Genomic DNA, 16,919 nt, shown 5'->3' with positions numbered 1-16,919 from the left:
CATGATGCGAAACAACGTTGCGAGGAAGGTTGCGAGGCAGATCGAGCCCGAGGCCGCCTGCCAGGAGGTCGGGCGCGTGGTGCGCGCGGCGGACGGCGCGTTCGTGGTGGCCTCCGGCGCTGCCGAGATCGAGGCGCGCCGCGCCGTGAGCTGCATGGTCGAGCCCGAGACGGACGACGTGGTGCTCGTCTCGGTGCTGCCCGGGCGCGGCGCTTACATCCTCGCCGTGCTGGAGCGCCAGGGGAGCGACGTCAGCGTGGTGCTGGAGGGGGATCTGCACGTGAAGCTGCCCGGCGGGCGATTCGTCCTCGGCGCCGCCGAGGGCATGACGTTCGCGTCCGCCAAGGAGGTCGGGGTGGTCGCCGGCGAGGTGAAGATCAACGCGCGCCTGGGCAGCCTCTTCGTGGAGAGCCTTTCGTATCTCGGGACGGCGGTGCAGGTCGAGATCGAGAAGGCCAAGGTGAAGGCGGCGGCGTTCGACGCCTCGGTCGAGCGCGTGGTGGAGCGTGTGAAGCGGGCGTACCGCTTCGTCGAGGAGTTCGAGCAGCTCCGCGCGGAGCGCGTCGACTACGTGGCGAAGAAGAACATGAGCCTGCGCGGCGAGAACACGCTCGTGACGGCCGAGGAGCTGGTCAAGCTCGACGGCGCGCAGATCCACCTCGGCTGAGCAGAGCGGGAGAGCAGATTCGATGTTTGCCAATTCGCAGATGATGGGCATCGACATGGGGCTTCCGGACGTGTGCTTGACGCCCTCGCCCGCGCCGGTGCCCGTGCCCTATCCGAACATCGCCGCCGGGCCGATGGGCGTGCCCGCGGTGTACAACGTGCTCTTCATGGCCGCGCCGGCGCACAACCTGGCCACGACGATCCCGCTGACGAACGGGGACAACGCCGGCGTCGCGATGGGGGTCGCGTCGGGCACGGTCATGGGGCCGAGCCGCCACCTGACCGGGGCCTTCACGGTGCTGATCCGCGGGATGCCGGCGAGCAGGCTGACGAGCATGTCGCTCCAGAACAGCACGAACTGCCCGGGGATGCGCGTCGCGCCGAGCCAGGTGAAGGTGCTGATGCTGGCGCCGTGAGGGGTCGGCTCAGCACCCAGAGAGACGCACCGAGACGCGGCATGATCGCGTCAGGGGCACATCAGCGCATCCGTGACACAATCCTCGCTCGGAGGATCGATGTCGGTGCACTTGTTCGCCGGCTGCAAGCTCCAGATACAGAAGTTGTTGTAAAGGAACCCATCGACTCGATTGAACACGACGTTCACATCCGAGTAGATCGGCCCCTTGTAACAGGCGCTCTGCGCGCCGCCGATGTAGTAGATCTTATCTCCAACCTGCACGGGACCCCCCTCGAGGTGGATGTTCCCGTAGGATCCAACGACGACATCGTCACCCATCGCGTTGGCACGCAGGACCGGGGTGAGCGCGCCCTCCAGCCGGACCTTCACGCCTCCCCACGCGTGGAAGAACTCCGTCGCGGTGGGCGAGCTGAGCTTCATCACCTCGTCGGCCGTGAGCACGTGGGGCTTCGGGGGTTCCACATGGCCGGTCCGCGTCACGCTCTTGATCCACTCGACCTGGAACTGCCCGACAGCGCTCTGGGCGATGAGCTCAGGGCTCTCGCCGCAGTCCTGTCGACAGGTATCCGCCGTCTCGGGCGGGTCGCTCTCGTCGTTGCAGTCCAGATCGCCGCACGCATCGCTGCAGGACGAAGAGCTGAAGAACGTCGTCTCGCCGACAAGATCGAGCACGTCCCCCGGCGCGACGTCGTCCGGGAAAGGATCGCCCGCCGAGGCGTTCTCCAGGCTCGGGCAGACGACGTCGCCGTTCTCATCGGTCGAGGCTTCGCTCCGGGACACGGCCAGGATGCCCGAATTGGCCGCGGTCTCGGTGAGGTTGGGGCTGGACAGGAATACTCCCCAAAGACAGGCCCCGGACCGCGTATCGTCGATGAAGAACTTCTGGCTCATCGCCACGACGCCCTTCAGCTCGACGACCGTATCCCTCGCAACGACCCCCGTGGTGATCTCCTCGATCGTCGCCACCCGCGCCGCCGGCGGATCCTCCGTCCCGCCCCCGCCCCCGCCAGCGCTCCCCGTCGCCGCCGTCGCCCCCGGGCCCTCGTCGCCCCGGCGGCCGCCCTCTCCCGAGCTCGCCGTCTCCGCCCCGCTGCCGCCCTCGCCGGTGGTCCGTCCCGGCTCTCCCGACCACCCCGGCGGCCTGGTGTTCCCCTCGGGCTGGCAGCCGCCAGCGCCGACGGAAACCGCAACGGCGCAGAGCACGCCCAGCCCCAGCAGCCCAACATCCCTGCTACGCATGCGACCCTCCACGACGACAGAAGCGACGCCGTGCGCTCCTCAGGAGCGATCGCGACGCCATAACGCAACGCGCTGCGAGCAGCCTTCCCGACAATGTCGGCGGCCGCTCACAGCGAGCGCATTACGACGGTAGCACAGGTTTCGTTACGCTTTGCCGCCGAGCCCGAAGCCATCGTGCAACGCGCGCACGGCGAGCTCAGCGTACTTCGTCGAGACCAGGCACGAGATCTTGATCTCGCTGGTGGAAATCGCCTGGATGTTGATCGCCTCCGCCGCGAGGAGCTGGAACATCCGCGCCGCCACGCCCGCGTGCGTGCGCATCCCGAGGCCGACGATCGACACCTTCACGATGTCCTCCTCGTACCGGATGCCCACCGCGCCCACGCCGCCGGCGATCTTCTCCATCACGAGCTTCGCCCGCGGGAGATCCGCCTTGCCGACCGTGAACGTCACGTCCGCCTTCACCTCGCCGGACGCGCCGCGCGCCTCCTGGCCGTAGCTCGGCGCGTTCTGGATGATCATGTCGACGCTGATGTTCTCCTCGGCCAGCGCGCCGAAGATCTGCGCCACCACGCCCGGCTTGTCGTTGACGCCGACCAGCATCACCCGCGCCTCGTTCCGGTCCAGGGCGACGCCCGTCACCGTCACGCTCTCAAGCGACTTGTCCTCGCCGACGACCCACGTGCCCGGCACGTCAGAGAACGACGACCGCACGTGCACCGGGACACCATACTTCATCGCAACCTCCACGCTCCGTATCTGAAGGACCTTCGCGCCCAGCGACGCGAGCTCCAGCATCTCTTCGTAGCTGATCCGCTCGATCTTCCGCGCCGTCTTGCAGATGTTCGGGTCCGTCGTGTAAACGCCGTCGACGTCCGTGTAGATCTCGCACTCGGCGCCCACCGCCGCCGCGATCGCGACCGCGCTCGTGTCGCTGCCGCCGCGTCCGAGGGTCGTGATGTTCCCGGCGTCGTCCACGCCCTGAAAGCCGGCGACGACCGCGATCTTCCCGCCGGAGAGCGCCTCGTGCAGCCGCTGCGCGTCGATCGCTTTGATCCGCGCCTTGGTATAAGCGCTGTCCGTCAGGATCTTGAGCTGGTGGCCAAGGAAGCTCCGCGCCTTGCCGCCCTGCGCCTGGATCGCGATGGCCATCAGCGCCGCCGAGACCTGCTCGCCGGTCGCCGCCAGCGCGTCCATCTCCCGCGCGTCAGGCACGGGCGCGATGTCCGACGCCAGCTTGAGCAGCCGGTTCGTCTCGCCGGCCATCGCGCTCACGATGACCACGACGTCATGACCGGCCCGCTGTGTTTCAAGCGCACGCGCGGCCGCCCGCTGGATGCGCTCGATGGACCCGACGGACGTGCCGCCGAACTTCTGGACGATGAGGCTCACGCGAGGTGTGGCCAACTAGTCCAACGTGGACGCCCGGGTCAAGAGGATTTTCGACATCACCGCGGACAGACGAACACAGCATGTCGCGGAAGAACCATCCCCTCCTCCCGGGTCGAACCTGGGATAGCCCGAACATTCCACGCCCAGCGCAGGCCCGATCGCCGGGAATAAACCCCCGGACCCCGCCGCTTCGGGTCGGCGCTGTTGACAGAGATCCCCCCGTCGCTACGATGGCGCCGCCTTTCGCCTGGGTAATGGGCGATCCAGGGCGCCCCGACGGCGCGCCCGTCGGTCAGGGCGGGGGATCGCGAAGGCGAACCGCGGGGCAGGTCGCTCCGCGTCCAAGGAACCATCGAAGGAGGTCATTTTGGCTAGCGATGTGATGATCGAGGCGAGCTCGCTGACCAAGCGCTATGGGTCGCTGCGCGCGCTCGACAAGGTGAGCTTCGAGGTCCATCGCGGCGAGGTCGTCGGCTTCCTCGGACCGAACGGGGCCGGCAAGTCGACGACGATGCGCATCCTCACCTGCTTCATCTCGGCTTCGGCCGGGACGGCGCGGGTACATGGGTACGACGTCTTCGACGAGCCGCTCGATGTGCGCCGCAAGCTCGGGTACCTGCCCCAGCGCGCCCCGCTTTACGGCGAGATGAACGTCTGGGAATACCTCTCCTTCGTCGCCGACATGCGCGGGCTCGATCAGTCGGTGTTCAAGAAGCGGATGAAGGGGATCGTCGAGGTGTGCGGCCTGGCCCAGGTGCTCGGCAAGGACATCGGCACCCTCTCCCACGGCTACCGCCAGCGCGTCGGCCTCGGGCAGGCGCTCGTCCACGACCCGCCGATCCTCATCCTCGACGAGCCGACGAGCGATCTCGACCCGAACGAGAAGGCGGAGGTCATCCGTTACATCAAGGAGATCGGCAAGGAGCGGACGATCCTGCTCTCCACCCACAACCTCTCCGAGGTCGAGGCCGCCTGCGCCCGCGCCATCATCGTCTCCAAGGGGCGCGTCGTCGCCGACGGCCCCCTCGACGAGATCCGCGCCAAGAGCGGCAAGGTCCGGTACGTCGTCACCGTCCACGAGAAGAGGGTCTTCGAGGGCGGTGGGGCCGGCGCCCGCAAGCCCCCGACCGCCCAGGAGGTCCAGGAGGCGCTCTCCAGGCTGCCCGGCGTCACCAGCGTCACCGAGCTGCCGACCGACGACAGCGCCCACAGCTTCCAGCTCCTCGGCGCGCTCGGCGGGGACATCCGGCCCGAGCTCTTCCAGCTCATCGTGCAGAAGGGCTGGCTCCTCCTCGAGATGCGCCGCGACTCGCAGAGCCTCGAGGACGTCTTCAAGTCGCTCACGCGCGGCGACGAGCGCAAGGACCGCGGCCGCAAGCTGATCACCGACGACGAGGACGAGGACGAGGCGAGCGCCGCGGCCGACGACGAGGAAGAAGACGACGACGAGGACAGCGCCGCCGACGAGGCCGCGAAGGACGACGACGGCGACGACGAGGAAGGCGCGGAGGACGAAGCGCCGGCCAAGAAGAAGGGCTGAACGGTATGAGCACCACCCTGACCATCGCGAAGCGGGAGTTCCGCTCCAACTTCGATTCCCCCCTGGCCTATGTCGTGATCTGCTTCGGGCTGATCGCGCTCGGCGTCATCTTCTTCTTCATGAACGGCGGCTTCTGGCAGGCGGACCGCGCCTCGCTGGTGCAGCTCTTCACGTGGGCGCCGGTAGGGCTCTCCTTCCTCATCGTGCCCGTCATCACGATGCGCCTCCTCGCCGAGGAGAAGCGCAGCGGCACGCTCGAGATGCTGATCACCCTCCCCGTGCAGGACCACGAGGTCGTCCTCGGCAAGTTCCTCGGCGCGTGGGGGCTCGTTCTCGTGCTCGTCTTCTCGACGATCCTCTACCCGATCCTGATGTTCTCGTGGCCCTGGCACCTCGGCGCGCTCGACACCGGGCCCGTGGCCTCGGGCTACATCGGCCTCGTGCTCTACAGCGCGGCGGCTGTCTCGATCGGCCTGCTCATCTCGTCGCTGACCGACAGCCAGGTGATCGCGTTCTTCATCACCTTCCTGGTGCTCGCGTTCCTGCACGGCGTGGACAACTTCTCTGACTACGCCCCGTCGTTCATCCGCGACGTCCTCTCCTTCATCAGCTTCGACACCCGCCTCGCGCCGTTCGCGCGCGGCATGGTGTCCACTCGAGACATCGTCTTCTTCCTCTCGGTCACCGCAGGCTGCCTCATGGCCTCGTTCAGGGCGCTCGAGCGCAGGAAGTGGGCGTAAGGACTACCATGGAACGGAAAGTCAAAGCCGCGACGCAAACAGGCGTCTACCTGGCCATCGTGGCCGCAATCCTCGTGGTGGCCAACGTCATCTCGCTGAGCGCCTACAAGCGCATCGACATGACGAAGAACGAGAGGTTCACCCTCTCGAAGGGCTCGGCGCACCTCGTCCGCGAGGGGCTGAAGCAGGATCTCCAGATCGACGTCTACGTCACCCGGGGGCTCCCGAAGCACGAGGCGTTCATCCAGGACCTCACCGACCTGATGAACGAGTACGAGCAGGCCTCGAACGGCAAGCTCCGCTACGCGATCATCGAGGCCAAGACGGACGAGCAGCGCGCCGCCGCGAAGGAGGCGGGCCTCCAGGAGGCCGCGTTCGGCGAGGGGAGCGAGACCGGCCAGGACCAGGCCACGATCACCCGCGGGTTCATGGGCATCGCCTTCAAGTACGGCAGCGAGAAGGAGGCGATCCCGATGCTCTCGCCCGACCAGGCGCAGGGCCTCGAGTTCTGGATCACGAACACCATCCGTGAGATCCGCGACAAGGCGGACGGCATCGACACCAAGATCGGGATCGTGACCGGCAAGGACGAGATCAAGCTCAGCGACGCGAACCTCGTCGCCGCGCAGGGCGGCCGCGGCGGCCCGTCGATGCGCGCGCTGCTCGAGCACCACTTCCCGTTCTACAAGTTCGAGGACGTCGACCTGAAGGGCGGCGACAGCGAGATCAACAAGGAGCTCGCCGGCCTCGTCATCACGCAGCCGGGCAAGGAGTTCACCGAGAAAGAGCTGCGCCGCATCGACCAGTTCCTGATGCTCGGCAACAAGGCGCTCGCCGTGTTCGCCGGCGCGGTGAACCTCAAGGCGTCCGACCCGTCGATGAAGGCGACGCTCAACACCTGGGGCCTCGAGAAGCTGCTCGACGGCTACGGCGTCGAGATGAAGAAGGAGGCGATCCTCGACTGGAGCCGCTCGATGGCCATCCCGGTGCAGACGCAGACGGGCCAGCTCATGTGGTTCCGCGCGCCGGGCATCCTCCAGCTCCAGGAGGACAGCCGCCTCAACGAGGACGAGCAGATCCTCGACTCATCGTTCCCCGGCTTCTTCCGCCTGCCCGAGCTCGCCTTCCCCTTCCCGTCGACGCTGGTGCCGCACCCGGAGAAGCAGCCCGAGGCGACGATGAAGGTCGTCGCCCGCTCGACCCCGAAGACCACGATCGACACGTCCGAGAACATCGACATGAAGTTCTCGGCCGAGTGGAAGCCGAAGGGCGAGTACGCGCAGCGCGCGATCGCGGTGACGATCGAGGGCAAGCTCAAGAGCGCCTTCGGCGGCCAGGAGGGGCTCGGCATCGCGGCGCCCGCGGAGAGCGCGGACCGTGGCCGGATCCTCGTGCTCTCGGCGTCGCAGTTCCTCGCGAACCCGTTCGCCCGCTCGGGCAACCCGCCCCCCATGCCGCCGCAGATGCAGATGATGGGCGGGATGGGCGGCGACGAGGATCTCCAGATGCTCTCGCAGTCCTACGCGCAGAAGTACCTGACCGCCACCATCCTGGCGTTCAAGAACACGCTCGACTGGATGGCGGGGGACAGCACGCTGCTCGCCGCGACCGCGAAGATGTTCAGCGAGACCAACCTGACCTACGCGGACATCGAGAAGCCGAAGCAGGAGGCCACGGACGACGAGGCCACCCTGGCCAAGAAGGCCGAGGAGTACCGGGCGGAGCGCAAGACCGTGCAGCAGCGCGTGCAGTGGACGCTCACGATCCTGCCGGCGGCCCTCTTCGCCGTGTTCGGCCTCGTCCGGTGGCGGCGGCGCGAGAGCGCCCGCGAGAACATCACGCTCGACTGAGCCAGAGCCCCGTGGGGTGAAAGAGCCATGAAGACCGAGCACAAAATCTACATCGCCCTCGTCGTCCTCGCGCTCCTCGGCGTCGGCGTGTTCTTCACGCAGAAGAAAGAGAGAGCGGAGCGCGAGGCGCACTCGGTGACCGCCGCGTCGGCGGATCTGCCGAGCATCGGGGTGTCGAAGGACGAGGTCGAGAAGATCACGAAGATCTCGATCAAGAACGCCGACAAGTCCGACGTGACGCTCGAGAAGAAGGGCGACACGTGGGAGGTCACGAAGCCCGTGAGCGCCAAGGCGCACACGGCGAACGTGCGGAGCATCCTCGACAACCTGAAGGAGCTCAAGCTGAAGGAGGCGATCGACCGGACGACCGCCACCTACGGGCAGTACGAGCTCACGGACGACAAGGCCGTCCACGTGGTCGCCTACAAGGGCGACGAGAAGGCGCTCGACGTCTACTTCGGCAAGAGCGGCTCGCGCGGGCAGATGGCGCGCGTCGAGGGGAAGGACGGCGTGTACGTCGCGGGTGGCTACTCGAGCTACCTCTACACGCGCGAGGCGAAGAACTGGCGCGAGAACTCGATCCTCAAGTTCGAGGACGAGAACGCGATCCAGGCCTCGGTCGAGAACAAGAACGGGCTGTTCAGCTTCTCGAAGAACGACGACAAGTGGACCGGCACGTTCGCGCCGCGCGACAAGGCCGGCAAGATCGGCGCGGCCTCCGCGAAGTGGGAGAAGTTCGACGAGGCCAAGGTGAAGGACCTGCTCCGCGCCTTCCAGGGCCTCGGCGCGGAGGACTTCGGCGACGGCAAGTCCGCCTCCGACACGGGGCTCGACGCGCCGACCACGAACGGCGGCATCGTCAAGATCAAGCTGAAGGACAACGGCGGCGACTTCACGATCAACGTCGGCAAGACCGCGAAGGGGCAGAGCCGCTACGCCACGAAGGAGGGCGGAGACGGCACCATCTACGTGATCTCGTCCTGGTCGGCGGACTGGGCCCTCGCGGAGCCGAAGAAGTTCGAGAAGACCGAGAAGAAGGACGACAAGAAGGGCGAGGACGCCCATGAAGACGAGGCCGCGGGCCACATGGACATGGGCGGCATGGAGTAGCCGGCGACATCGCGCATGAGGGTCGAGAGGCGCCGGGAGACCGGCGCCTCTCGCGTTTTGTGGACCAGGGCCGCGCGGCACGGATGCGTCGCGGAGAACCCGACGCGACGCCCCGGCAGCCGTGGTAATCGGTCGCGCCGGCGCCAGCCCGCCCGCGTCAGCGCCTGCGCCAGAGACGGCGCCACGACGCCGGGAAGCGCCTTCGAGAGCGTGCGAAGTTCGTTTCGCACCCAGGGTGCCATGTGACGAATATTCGACGCACTCTGCGCACGGTTTTTCGTCACTCAGGGCGAGCCTGCGCGGCGTCAGGGGGAGCCCGCGCCACGAAATCAGGCTCGAATACTGGACTTCATTGTTTCCTGTTTGCCCTGGCCCGAATTTCGCTTATGGCTGCGCTCACTCCGGCCCGGGGCGTCCCTGTGGGACGGATCCCTACGTCCGGTCAGCGTGAGACGACACACAGCCATGCGAACGTTCGTCGAAGTCCTCCAGCAAAATGCGGTGCACGCCGATCGAGCGGTCACGTTCGTTCGCAGCTCGGGGGAGGAGCGATCGGTCAGCTACGCCGAGCTCTGGGTCGAGGCGCGGCGCAGGGCGTACGCGCTCCGCAAGCTCGGGCTCCGGAAGGGTGACCGCGTCGCGCTCATCCTGACCGAGGCCGACGAGTTCGTCCTCACCTTCGTCGGAGCGCTCACGGCGGGCATCGTCGCCGTCCCGATGTATCCGCCGCAGTCGCTGGCGAAGCTCGAGGCGTACAGCGAGACGGTGCAGCACATCCTCGCGGCGTCCGGCGCGCGCGTGCTGGTCACCAACGAGCAGCTCAAGGAGATGATCGACGCGTACCTCGCCGCGAACGGCCACGGCGGGGCGGCCGGCGGGCAAGGGCTGAAGATCGTGGTCGAGCGCGACCTGCGCGAGGCCGACGGCGCCGACGCCGCGGGCGCGTCGGAGCCCTGGCAGGTGTCGCTCGACGATCTCGCGTTCCTGCAGTTCACGTCGGGGAGCACCTCGCGCCCGAAGGGCGTGATGGTGACCCACCGCAACCTGTCGGTGAACAGCCACGCGATCATGTTCGACGGGCTGCGGTCCACCCCGGAAGATCGCGGCGTGAGCTGGCTGCCCCTCTACCACGACATGGGGCTCATCGGCTTCGTCATCGCGCCGCTCTACGCGCTCGTGCCGGTGATGTTCCTGCCGACGACGGCGTTCATCCGCCGCCCTTCTCTCTGGCTCGACGCGATCCACAGGTTCCGCGGCACGATCACCTTCGCCCCGAACTTCGCCTTCGCGCTCGCGACGCGCGCCGTCACCGACACGCAGGCGGGGAGCTGGGATCTCTCCTGCCTGCGCGCGCTCGGGTGCGGCGCGGAGCCGATCCAGGCCGACGTGCTGCGCGCGTTCCTGGACCGCTTCGGCAAGCAGGGGCTCCGCCCGCAGAGCATCCTGCCCTCGTACGGCATGGCCGAGGCCACGCTGGCGATCACCTTCAGCGACCTCGAGGCCCCGCTCACCACCGACCGCGTGGACGCGAAGGCGATGCAGGCCGGGAAGGCGCGGCCCGCGAACGGCGGCGCCTCGCTGGAGCTCGTGTCCTGCGGTCGCCCCCTCCCCTGCCACGAGCTCATCATCGCCGGGCCGGACGGGGCGCCGCTCGGCGAGCGCGAGGTGGGCGAGATCTGGGTGCGCGGTCCGAGCGTGGCGGCCGGGTACTTCAACGAGCCGGAGCAGACGGAGGCCGCCTTCGGTGGGGGCTGGCTGCGGACGGGCGATCTCGGCTATACCGTCGCCGGCGAGGTGTACCTCTGCGGCCGCTCGAAGGACCTCATCATCCTGGGCGGCAAGAACTACTTCCCCCAGGACATCGAGCGCGTCGCGTCCTCCGTGGAGGGCGTGCGCGCCGGCCACTGCGTCGCGTTCTCGTGCCTCGGCGACTCGGGGGCCGAGCGGGCCGTGGTCGTCGCCGAGGCCAAGCGGACCGTCGCCGGCGTGGCGCAGGCGATCACCCAGGCCGTGCGCGCCGAGCTCGGCGTCCAGCTCTCCGAGGTCGCGCTCATCAAGCGGGGGACGCTGGCGAAGACGTCGAGCGGCAAGGTCCGGCGCCGCGAGATGAAGCGTCGCTACGAGGCCGGCGAGCTCGAGCTCGCCTCGGAGCTCGACGAGGGCGTCGTGCCCTCTGCCCATGTCGACGCGGACCGCGCGAGCGGAGCGACGTCGCGAACCGAAGGGGGCCGCGCGGGCGGCGCCCCGGCACGTGTCGAAGGAGTCATCGATGGGATCCAGTAAGGCCGAGGTCGAGGTCAGCTACGACGTCTCGAACGAGTTCTTCAGGCTGTGGCTCGACGAGCGCATGAACTACACGAGCGCCGTTTACGAGTCCCCCGAGCAGTCGCTCGAGGCCGCGCAGCTCAACAAGCTCCGGATCCTGTCGGACTTAGCGAAGGTGACGCCCGAGAAGAAGGTCCTCGACATCGGCTGCGGCTGGGGCGCGGCGCTCGAGTACGTGGCCACCTCGCGCGGCGTGAAGCGCGCCGTCGGCGTCACCCTGTCCACCGCGCAGGCCGCGGAGGTGAACGCCCGCAAGATCCCGGGCGTCGAGGTGATCGGCGGCGACTTCCGGACCTTCACGACGGCCGAGCGGTTCGACAGCCTGATCTCGATCTGCATGATCGATCACCTGTGCTCGCCGGAGGAGGCGCGCCAGGGCAAGGCGATCGACATCTACAGGGCTTACTTCAAGAAGGCCTGGGAGCTCACGAACAAGGGCGCCTGGTTCGGCCTCCAGACGATCCTCCGCAACCGGACGCCGCGGATGACGCCCTGGGGCGGGCTCCCCGCCGGCACGCGGAAGGACCTCGAGGACATCTATTTCGTCACCAAGGAGATCTTCCCCGGGGGCTTGAACCCGCGGCTCGAGGACATCATCCAGGCGGCGAACCCCTACTGGGAGGTGATGCAGGTGAACACCCGGCGGGAGCACTACCAGCGCACCACCGCGGAGTGGCTCCGCCGGCTCAGGCTGAACGAGAAGACCATCCGGTCGACGTGGGGGGACAAGGTCTTCGATGACTACGATCGTTACCTGTCGACGTGCGTGAACGCGTTCGACAAGCACTACAGCTCCCTCGCTCAATACGAGCTTCGCAGGATCGACTGAACCATGACGGACAAGACCAATCTGCTCGAGATGTTCAAGACGGTTGCCGCCCGCGTGGACAAGCGCGAGTTCCCCAATGTCACCGCGGCGTCGGTGATCACGGAGCTCGGCATCGACTCGCTCTCGATGATGCAGATCGTCGGAGAGATGGAGACGGAGCTCGGGATCATGATTCCGGACGAGGATCTGGTCGAGCTCATCACCGTGGGCGACCTCTGCAAGAAGGTCGGGGAGCGGCTGGAGGCGAGCGCATGAGCAAGCTGGAGGAGAAGATCTTCCGGGAGTACATGGCCTTCTTCGAGAAGGCGGAGCGCGAGCGCCGCTGGAACCTCTTCCAGGACATCCCCTGGGAGCGGGTGAACAAGGAGGCGAGCGAGGAGCTCGCGCTCTGCGCGGAGACGTTCTGCTCGGTCGAGATGTACCTGCCCGACTATGTGGCGAACGGCATCAACCTCGTGCGGAGCTACTTCGGCCAGGCGTGGTTCCAGGCGAACTGGGCCTACGAGGAGTCGAAGCACTCGCTCACGCTGATGCAGTATCTCCTCCGCTCCGGCAAGCGCACCGAGGAGCAGCTCACCGACCTGCAGCACCAGCTCTTCACGAAGCAGTGGAACCTCCCGTTCCACACGCCGCGGCAGATGACGTTCTACGGCTGCGTTCAGGAGATGGCGACGTTCGTCATCTACGTGAAGCACCGGGAGCGGGCGGCGGCGGAGAACGACGAGTGCCTGCGGACGATCTACGACTACATCGCCCGCGACGAGATCGCCCACTGCCGCTTCTACCAGAGCGTCATCAAGGTGCTGCTCGAGGAGGACCGCGAGGGGACGCTCGCGGATATGGCGCACGTGTTCGCGAACTTCGAGATGCCGGGCGTCGGGATCGTCCCCGACTACGACTCGCGCATCCTGAAGATGCGCGAGGCCGGCATCGACCGGAACGTGTTCATCCAGAAGGTCTACATGCCGATCCTGAAGTACCTCGGGGTGGGCCGGCACGAGATGCTCGCCGCCCAGCGCGCCGCGATCGACCTGCGCCGCAGCGGGGATCGTCGCCGCGACACGTCGATCGAGGGCCTCGCGGGAGCTCCCAACCTGAACGACGCTCCGCAGGCGCTCTCCGCCTGAACGTCTCTCCCCCTGGCCTCCCCTCACCCACAAGAACGAGTACCCCGATGCGAAGGCGCGTCGTCGTGACCGGGATCGGCGCCGTCTGCCCGCTGGGCAACGACGCCGCGACCACCTGGCAGAACCTCCTCGCCGGCAAATCCGGCGTGGACTACATCCGCGACTTCCCCGTCGACAAGCTCCGCAGCGACATCGCCGCCAGCGTGAAGGGGTTCGACGTGGGGCAGTACCTGTCGCCCAAGGAAGCGAGCATCTACGGCCGGGTGACCCACCTGAGCCTCGCGGCGGCCGTGGAGGCGCTGCGCGAGGCGGGCATCGCGCCGGTCCAGCGCGCTCCCGCGGCGGACGACGAGGCGGCGGAGAGCGCCGGCGCGACGTCGCCGGCCGCCCTCGCGGCGCCGGCGGCCGGCGGCCTCGATCGCACCCGCGTCGGGTGCCTGATGTCGACCGGGATGGGCTCCGTCGAGATCTTCGAGGAGCAGGTCGCCCGCAGCGCGGCGCGCGGGCCGAGGGCGGTGTCGCCCTTCTTCATCCCGGGCGTCATGCCGAACGGCGCCGCGGCGCTCATCGCCATGCGCTACGGGCTCATGGGGCCGTCGTACAACCTCGCGAGCGCGTGCGCGACGGGCACGCACTCGATCGCGACCTCGGCCCTCATGATCGAGGCGGGGGAGGCCGACGTGATGGTCGCCGGGGGCGCCGAGGCCGCGACGCGGCTCAACACCGTCGCGGGGTTCGGCAACGCGAAGGCGCTCGCCCGCGCGGTCGACGGCGATCCGACGCGCGCGAGCCGCCCGTTCGACCGTCGCCGCCAGGGCTTCGTGATGGGCGAGGGCGCGGGCGCGCTCGTGCTCGAGGAGGAGCAGCACGCGCTGGCGCGCGGCGCGAGGCCGCTCGCCTACGTGGCCGGCTTCGGGATGACCACGGACGCGGAGCACCTCACGCGCCCGCACTCCGGCGGGCTCGGGCTCGCGCTCGCGCTGGAGCGCGCCCTCGCGCGTGCGGGCGCCGCGCCGGAGGCGATCGGCTACATCAACCCGCACGCGACCTCGACGCCGCAGGGCGACGCCGCGGAGGTGCTCGCGCTGCGGCGCGTGTTCGGCGATCGGCTCGCGCGCATCCCGATCTCGGCGACCAAGTCGATGATGGGGCACCTGCTCGGCGGCGCTGGCGCCGTGGAGACGATCGCGGTCGTGTGCTCTCTCCGCGATCAGCTCCTGCACCCGTCGATCAACGTGGATGAGCTCGATCCGGGCTGCTCCCTGGACGTCGTGCGGGAGCGGCGCGGGGTCGACGTGCGGTACGCGGTGAAGTGCTCGGCGGGCTTCGGCGGGCACAACTGCGCGCTCGTGCTGGAGCGGGCGTAGGCGCCCCGGCGCCCTCCAGGCCACCGCTGGCGGTCCCCTCCGCCCGGCGCTAGGTGGGCGCCATGGCAGCCCACACGAACCGGCTCGCGAGCGAGTCGTCGCCGTACCTCCTGCAGCACGCGCACAACCCGGTCGAGTGGTACCCGTGGGGGGCCGAGGCGCTCGACCTCGCCCGGAGCGAGGACAGGCCGATCCTCCTGTCCATCGGCTACGCCGCCTGCCACTGGTGCCACGTGATGGAGCGCGAGTCGTTCGAGGACGAGGCGATCGCCCGGCGCATGAACGAGCTCTTCGTGAACATCAAGGTCGACCGGGAAGAGCGGCCCGACCTCGATCACATCTACCAGCTCGTCGTGCAGCTCATGGGCCGGAGCGGCGGCTGGCCGCTCACGGTGTTCCTCACCCCCGATCAGCGGCCCTTCTTCGCGGGCACGTACTTCCCGCCGAAGGACAAGTTCGGCATGCCCGGCTTCCCGAAGGTCCTCGACGCGGTCGCCGACGCCTACCGGAGCCGGCGCGACGAGGTCGAGCTCCAGGCGCAGGAGATCACCCAGGCCATCGAGCGCACGCAGCGCGCGCCGGGGCGCGCCGCAGCGCCGGCGAGCGCCGCCGAGCCCGCCTCGTCGGACCTGCTCCGGCGCGCGTCGCGGCAGCTCCTCGCGCGCTTCGACGACCGCCACGGCGGGATCGGCACGCGGCCGAAGTTCCCGAACACGATGGCGCTCGACGTGCTGCTCCGCCGCGGCGCGCTGGAGGGCGATCGCGTCGCGGCCGACAGCGTCGAGCTCACGCTCGACCGCATGCGCGACGGCGGGATCTGGGACCAGCTGCGCGGCGGCTTCCACCGCTACTCCACGGACGAGCGCTGGCTCGTGCCGCACTTCGAGAAGATGCTCTACGACAACGCGCTCCTCCTGCGCCTCTACGTCGACGGCTTCCGCGCGTTCAAGAAGCCGATCTACGCCGAGGCGGCGCGCGAGCTCGTCGGTTACCTGTTCGCCGAGATGCGCGACCCGGAGGGCGGGTTCTACGCGTCACAGGACGCCGACTCCGAGGGGAGCGAGGGCAAGTTCTTCGTGTGGACGCTCGACGATCTGCGCGCGGCGGTCGGCGAGGATCAGCTCGCGTACGACGTGGCCCGCCTCGTCTTCGGCATCACCGAGGAGGGCAACTTCGAGCACACCGGCGCGACGGTGCTGTCGCAGCACCGCACGGTGGAGCAGGCCGCGGCCGTCCTCGACGCGGGCGCGGGCGCCGGGACGCACCTCGGGCGGTGCCGCGAGGCGCTCGCGCGCGCCAGGACCAGGATGCTCGCCGCGCGCGAGGCGAGGCCCCGGCCGGCGCGCGACGACAAGGTGCTCGCGAGCTGGAACGGGCTGCTCATCGGCGCGCTCGCCGACGCGGGCCGCGCGCTGGATGAGCCCGCCTGGGTCGACGCCGCGGCGCGCGCGTTCGCGCTGTTCGAGCGGAAGCTCCTGCGCGGCGGCCGGGTCGGCCGGTACCTCAAGGACGGCGCGCCCGGCGGCGCGAGGGCCGAGCGCGGCGGCGTCGGCGCGGCCGCGATCGATGTGCGGCCGGGGTTCCTCGACGACCAGGCGTACCTCGGGAACGCGGCGCTCGACCTGTACGAGGCGACCTCCGATCCGCGCTACGTCGGCGTCGCGCGCGCGATCGCCGACGCGATGATCGCGCACCACTGGGACGAGGCCGCGGGCGGGTTCTTCTTCACGCCGGACGACGGCGACGCGCTGATCGCGCGCACGCAGGACATCTACGATCAGGCCGCGCCCTCGGCCGTCTCGATGGCCGCGCAGCTCTGCCTGCGCCTCGCCGAGATCGCCGACGAGCGCTACCTCTCCCCGGCGGAGCGGCAGCTCGAGGCGCTCGCGCCGGCCGCGCTCGAGAACCCGTTCGGGCTCGGCCAGACCGTGTGCGTGCTCGACCGCCTGGCGCGCGGCAGCGTGACGGTCGTCGTGGTCGGCGAGACGGGCTCTGCAGCGGCCGGCGACCTCGCCCGCGAGGCGTTCAAGGCCTACCTGCCGAACCGGGCGGTGGTCGTCGTGGATCCGGCGCGCCCGGAGAGCGCCGCGGCGGTGAAGGTCGTCGCCGAGGGGAAGCCGGCGCGCCCCGGCGAGGCCGTGGCCTACGTCTGCCGCGGGCGATCGTGCTCGGCCCCTGTCACCGAGCCGGCCGAGCTCAGGGCTCTGCTGGGGTAGTGCGGCACGCGCGGAGCTCGCACGGCCCGCGGCCCGGGATGCTCCTGCACGAGCACCCGGACACCGGGCCTGGCGCGTGGGTCTGAGCGCACCCGCGCCC

At 69.0% G+C, this 16,919-nt stretch carries 14 protein-coding genes; 12 read left to right on the top strand and 2 right to left on the bottom strand.

The genetic code is table 11. The features are described 5' to 3' along the window. Positions 1-4: 4 nt before the first annotated feature. Both WME96_RS12550 and WME96_RS12545 read left to right on the top strand, forming a co-directional pair. Positions 5-667 (top strand): DUF3540 domain-containing protein, encoded by a 663-nt coding sequence (locus WME96_RS12550; protein WP_437290373.1) that lies wholly within the window; start codon positions 5-7, stop codon positions 665-667. 22 nt (positions 668-689) lie between these two features. After that, positions 690-1,082 (top strand): DUF4150 domain-containing protein, encoded by a 393-nt coding sequence (locus WME96_RS12545; protein WP_437290372.1) that lies wholly within the window; start codon positions 690-692, stop codon positions 1,080-1,082. Between the two features lie 50 nt (positions 1,083-1,132). Here the strand turns inward: WME96_RS12545 and WME96_RS12540 are convergent, their stop codons facing one another. Both WME96_RS12540 and WME96_RS12535 read right to left on the bottom strand, forming a co-directional pair. After that, positions 1,133-2,323, bottom strand: coding sequence for a hypothetical protein (locus WME96_RS12540; protein WP_437290371.1), 1,191 nt, complete (start codon positions 2,321-2,323; stop codon positions 1,133-1,135). A gap of 144 nt (positions 2,324-2,467) precedes the next feature. After that, the gene (locus WME96_RS12535) at positions 2,468-3,715 is read right to left on the bottom strand and encodes an aspartate kinase (RefSeq protein ID WP_437292310.1); all 1,248 of its coding nucleotides are present in this window, start codon (positions 3,713-3,715) and stop codon (positions 2,468-2,470) included. A gap of 367 nt (positions 3,716-4,082) precedes the next feature. Here WME96_RS12535 and WME96_RS12530 point away from each other — a divergent pair, with 367 nt between their 5' ends. The 10 genes from WME96_RS12530 to WME96_RS12485 all read left to right on the top strand — a co-directional run bounded on the left by WME96_RS12530 (position 4,083) and on the right by WME96_RS12485 (position 16,819). Continuing rightward, the gene (locus WME96_RS12530) at positions 4,083-5,255 is read left to right on the top strand and encodes an ATP-binding cassette domain-containing protein (protein ID WP_437290370.1); all 1,173 of its coding nucleotides are present in this window, start codon (positions 4,083-4,085) and stop codon (positions 5,253-5,255) included. A 5-nt stretch (positions 5,256-5,260) separates the two neighbouring features. After that, positions 5,261-5,995, top strand: a complete 735-nt coding sequence (locus WME96_RS12525; RefSeq protein ID WP_061605784.1) for an ABC transporter permease — start codon at positions 5,261-5,263, stop codon at positions 5,993-5,995. A gap of 8 nt (positions 5,996-6,003) precedes the next feature. Further along, on the top strand, positions 6,004-7,845 hold the full coding sequence (locus tag WME96_RS12520) for a GldG family protein (protein ID WP_437290369.1): 1,842 nt from the start codon (positions 6,004-6,006) through the stop codon (positions 7,843-7,845). Between the two features lie 27 nt (positions 7,846-7,872). After that, a complete protein-coding gene (locus WME96_RS12515) occupies positions 7,873-8,955 on the top strand; it encodes a DUF4340 domain-containing protein (protein ID WP_437290368.1) in 1,083 nt (360 codons plus the stop codon). A gap of 465 nt (positions 8,956-9,420) precedes the next feature. Further along, entirely contained in the window at positions 9,421-11,238 is a 1,818-nt protein-coding gene (locus WME96_RS12510) for a fatty acyl-AMP ligase (protein ID WP_437290367.1), read from the top strand. Continuing rightward, positions 11,225-12,109, top strand: coding sequence for a class I SAM-dependent methyltransferase (locus WME96_RS12505; RefSeq protein WP_437290366.1), 885 nt, complete (start codon positions 11,225-11,227; stop codon positions 12,107-12,109). Before WME96_RS12510 ends, WME96_RS12505 begins: the two co-directional genes overlap by 14 nt. Positions 12,110-12,112: 3 nt before the next feature. Next, positions 12,113-12,364 (top strand): acyl carrier protein, encoded by a 252-nt coding sequence (locus tag WME96_RS12500; protein WP_061617417.1) that lies wholly within the window; start codon positions 12,113-12,115, stop codon positions 12,362-12,364. After that, a complete protein-coding gene (locus WME96_RS12495) occupies positions 12,361-13,236 on the top strand; it encodes an acyl-ACP desaturase (RefSeq protein ID WP_437290365.1) in 876 nt (291 codons plus the stop codon). The genes WME96_RS12500 and WME96_RS12495 overlap by 4 nt, the downstream gene beginning before the upstream one ends. 47 nt (positions 13,237-13,283) lie before the next feature. Beyond that, positions 13,284-14,603 (top strand): beta-ketoacyl-[acyl-carrier-protein] synthase family protein, encoded by a 1,320-nt coding sequence (locus tag WME96_RS12490; protein ID WP_437290364.1) that lies wholly within the window; start codon positions 13,284-13,286, stop codon positions 14,601-14,603. 62 nt (positions 14,604-14,665) lie between these two features. Continuing rightward, positions 14,666-16,819 (top strand): thioredoxin domain-containing protein, encoded by a 2,154-nt coding sequence (locus WME96_RS12485; protein WP_437290363.1) that lies wholly within the window; start codon positions 14,666-14,668, stop codon positions 16,817-16,819. Positions 16,820-16,919: the final 100 nt, after the last annotated feature.

It is taken from the genome of Sorangium sp. So ce406, from assembly GCF_051474675.1.
GTDB classification, from domain to species: Bacteria; Myxococcota_A; Polyangia; order Polyangiales; family Polyangiaceae; genus Sorangium; species Sorangium cellulosum_G.
This window is presented reverse-complemented; position numbering and strand designations above follow the sequence as displayed.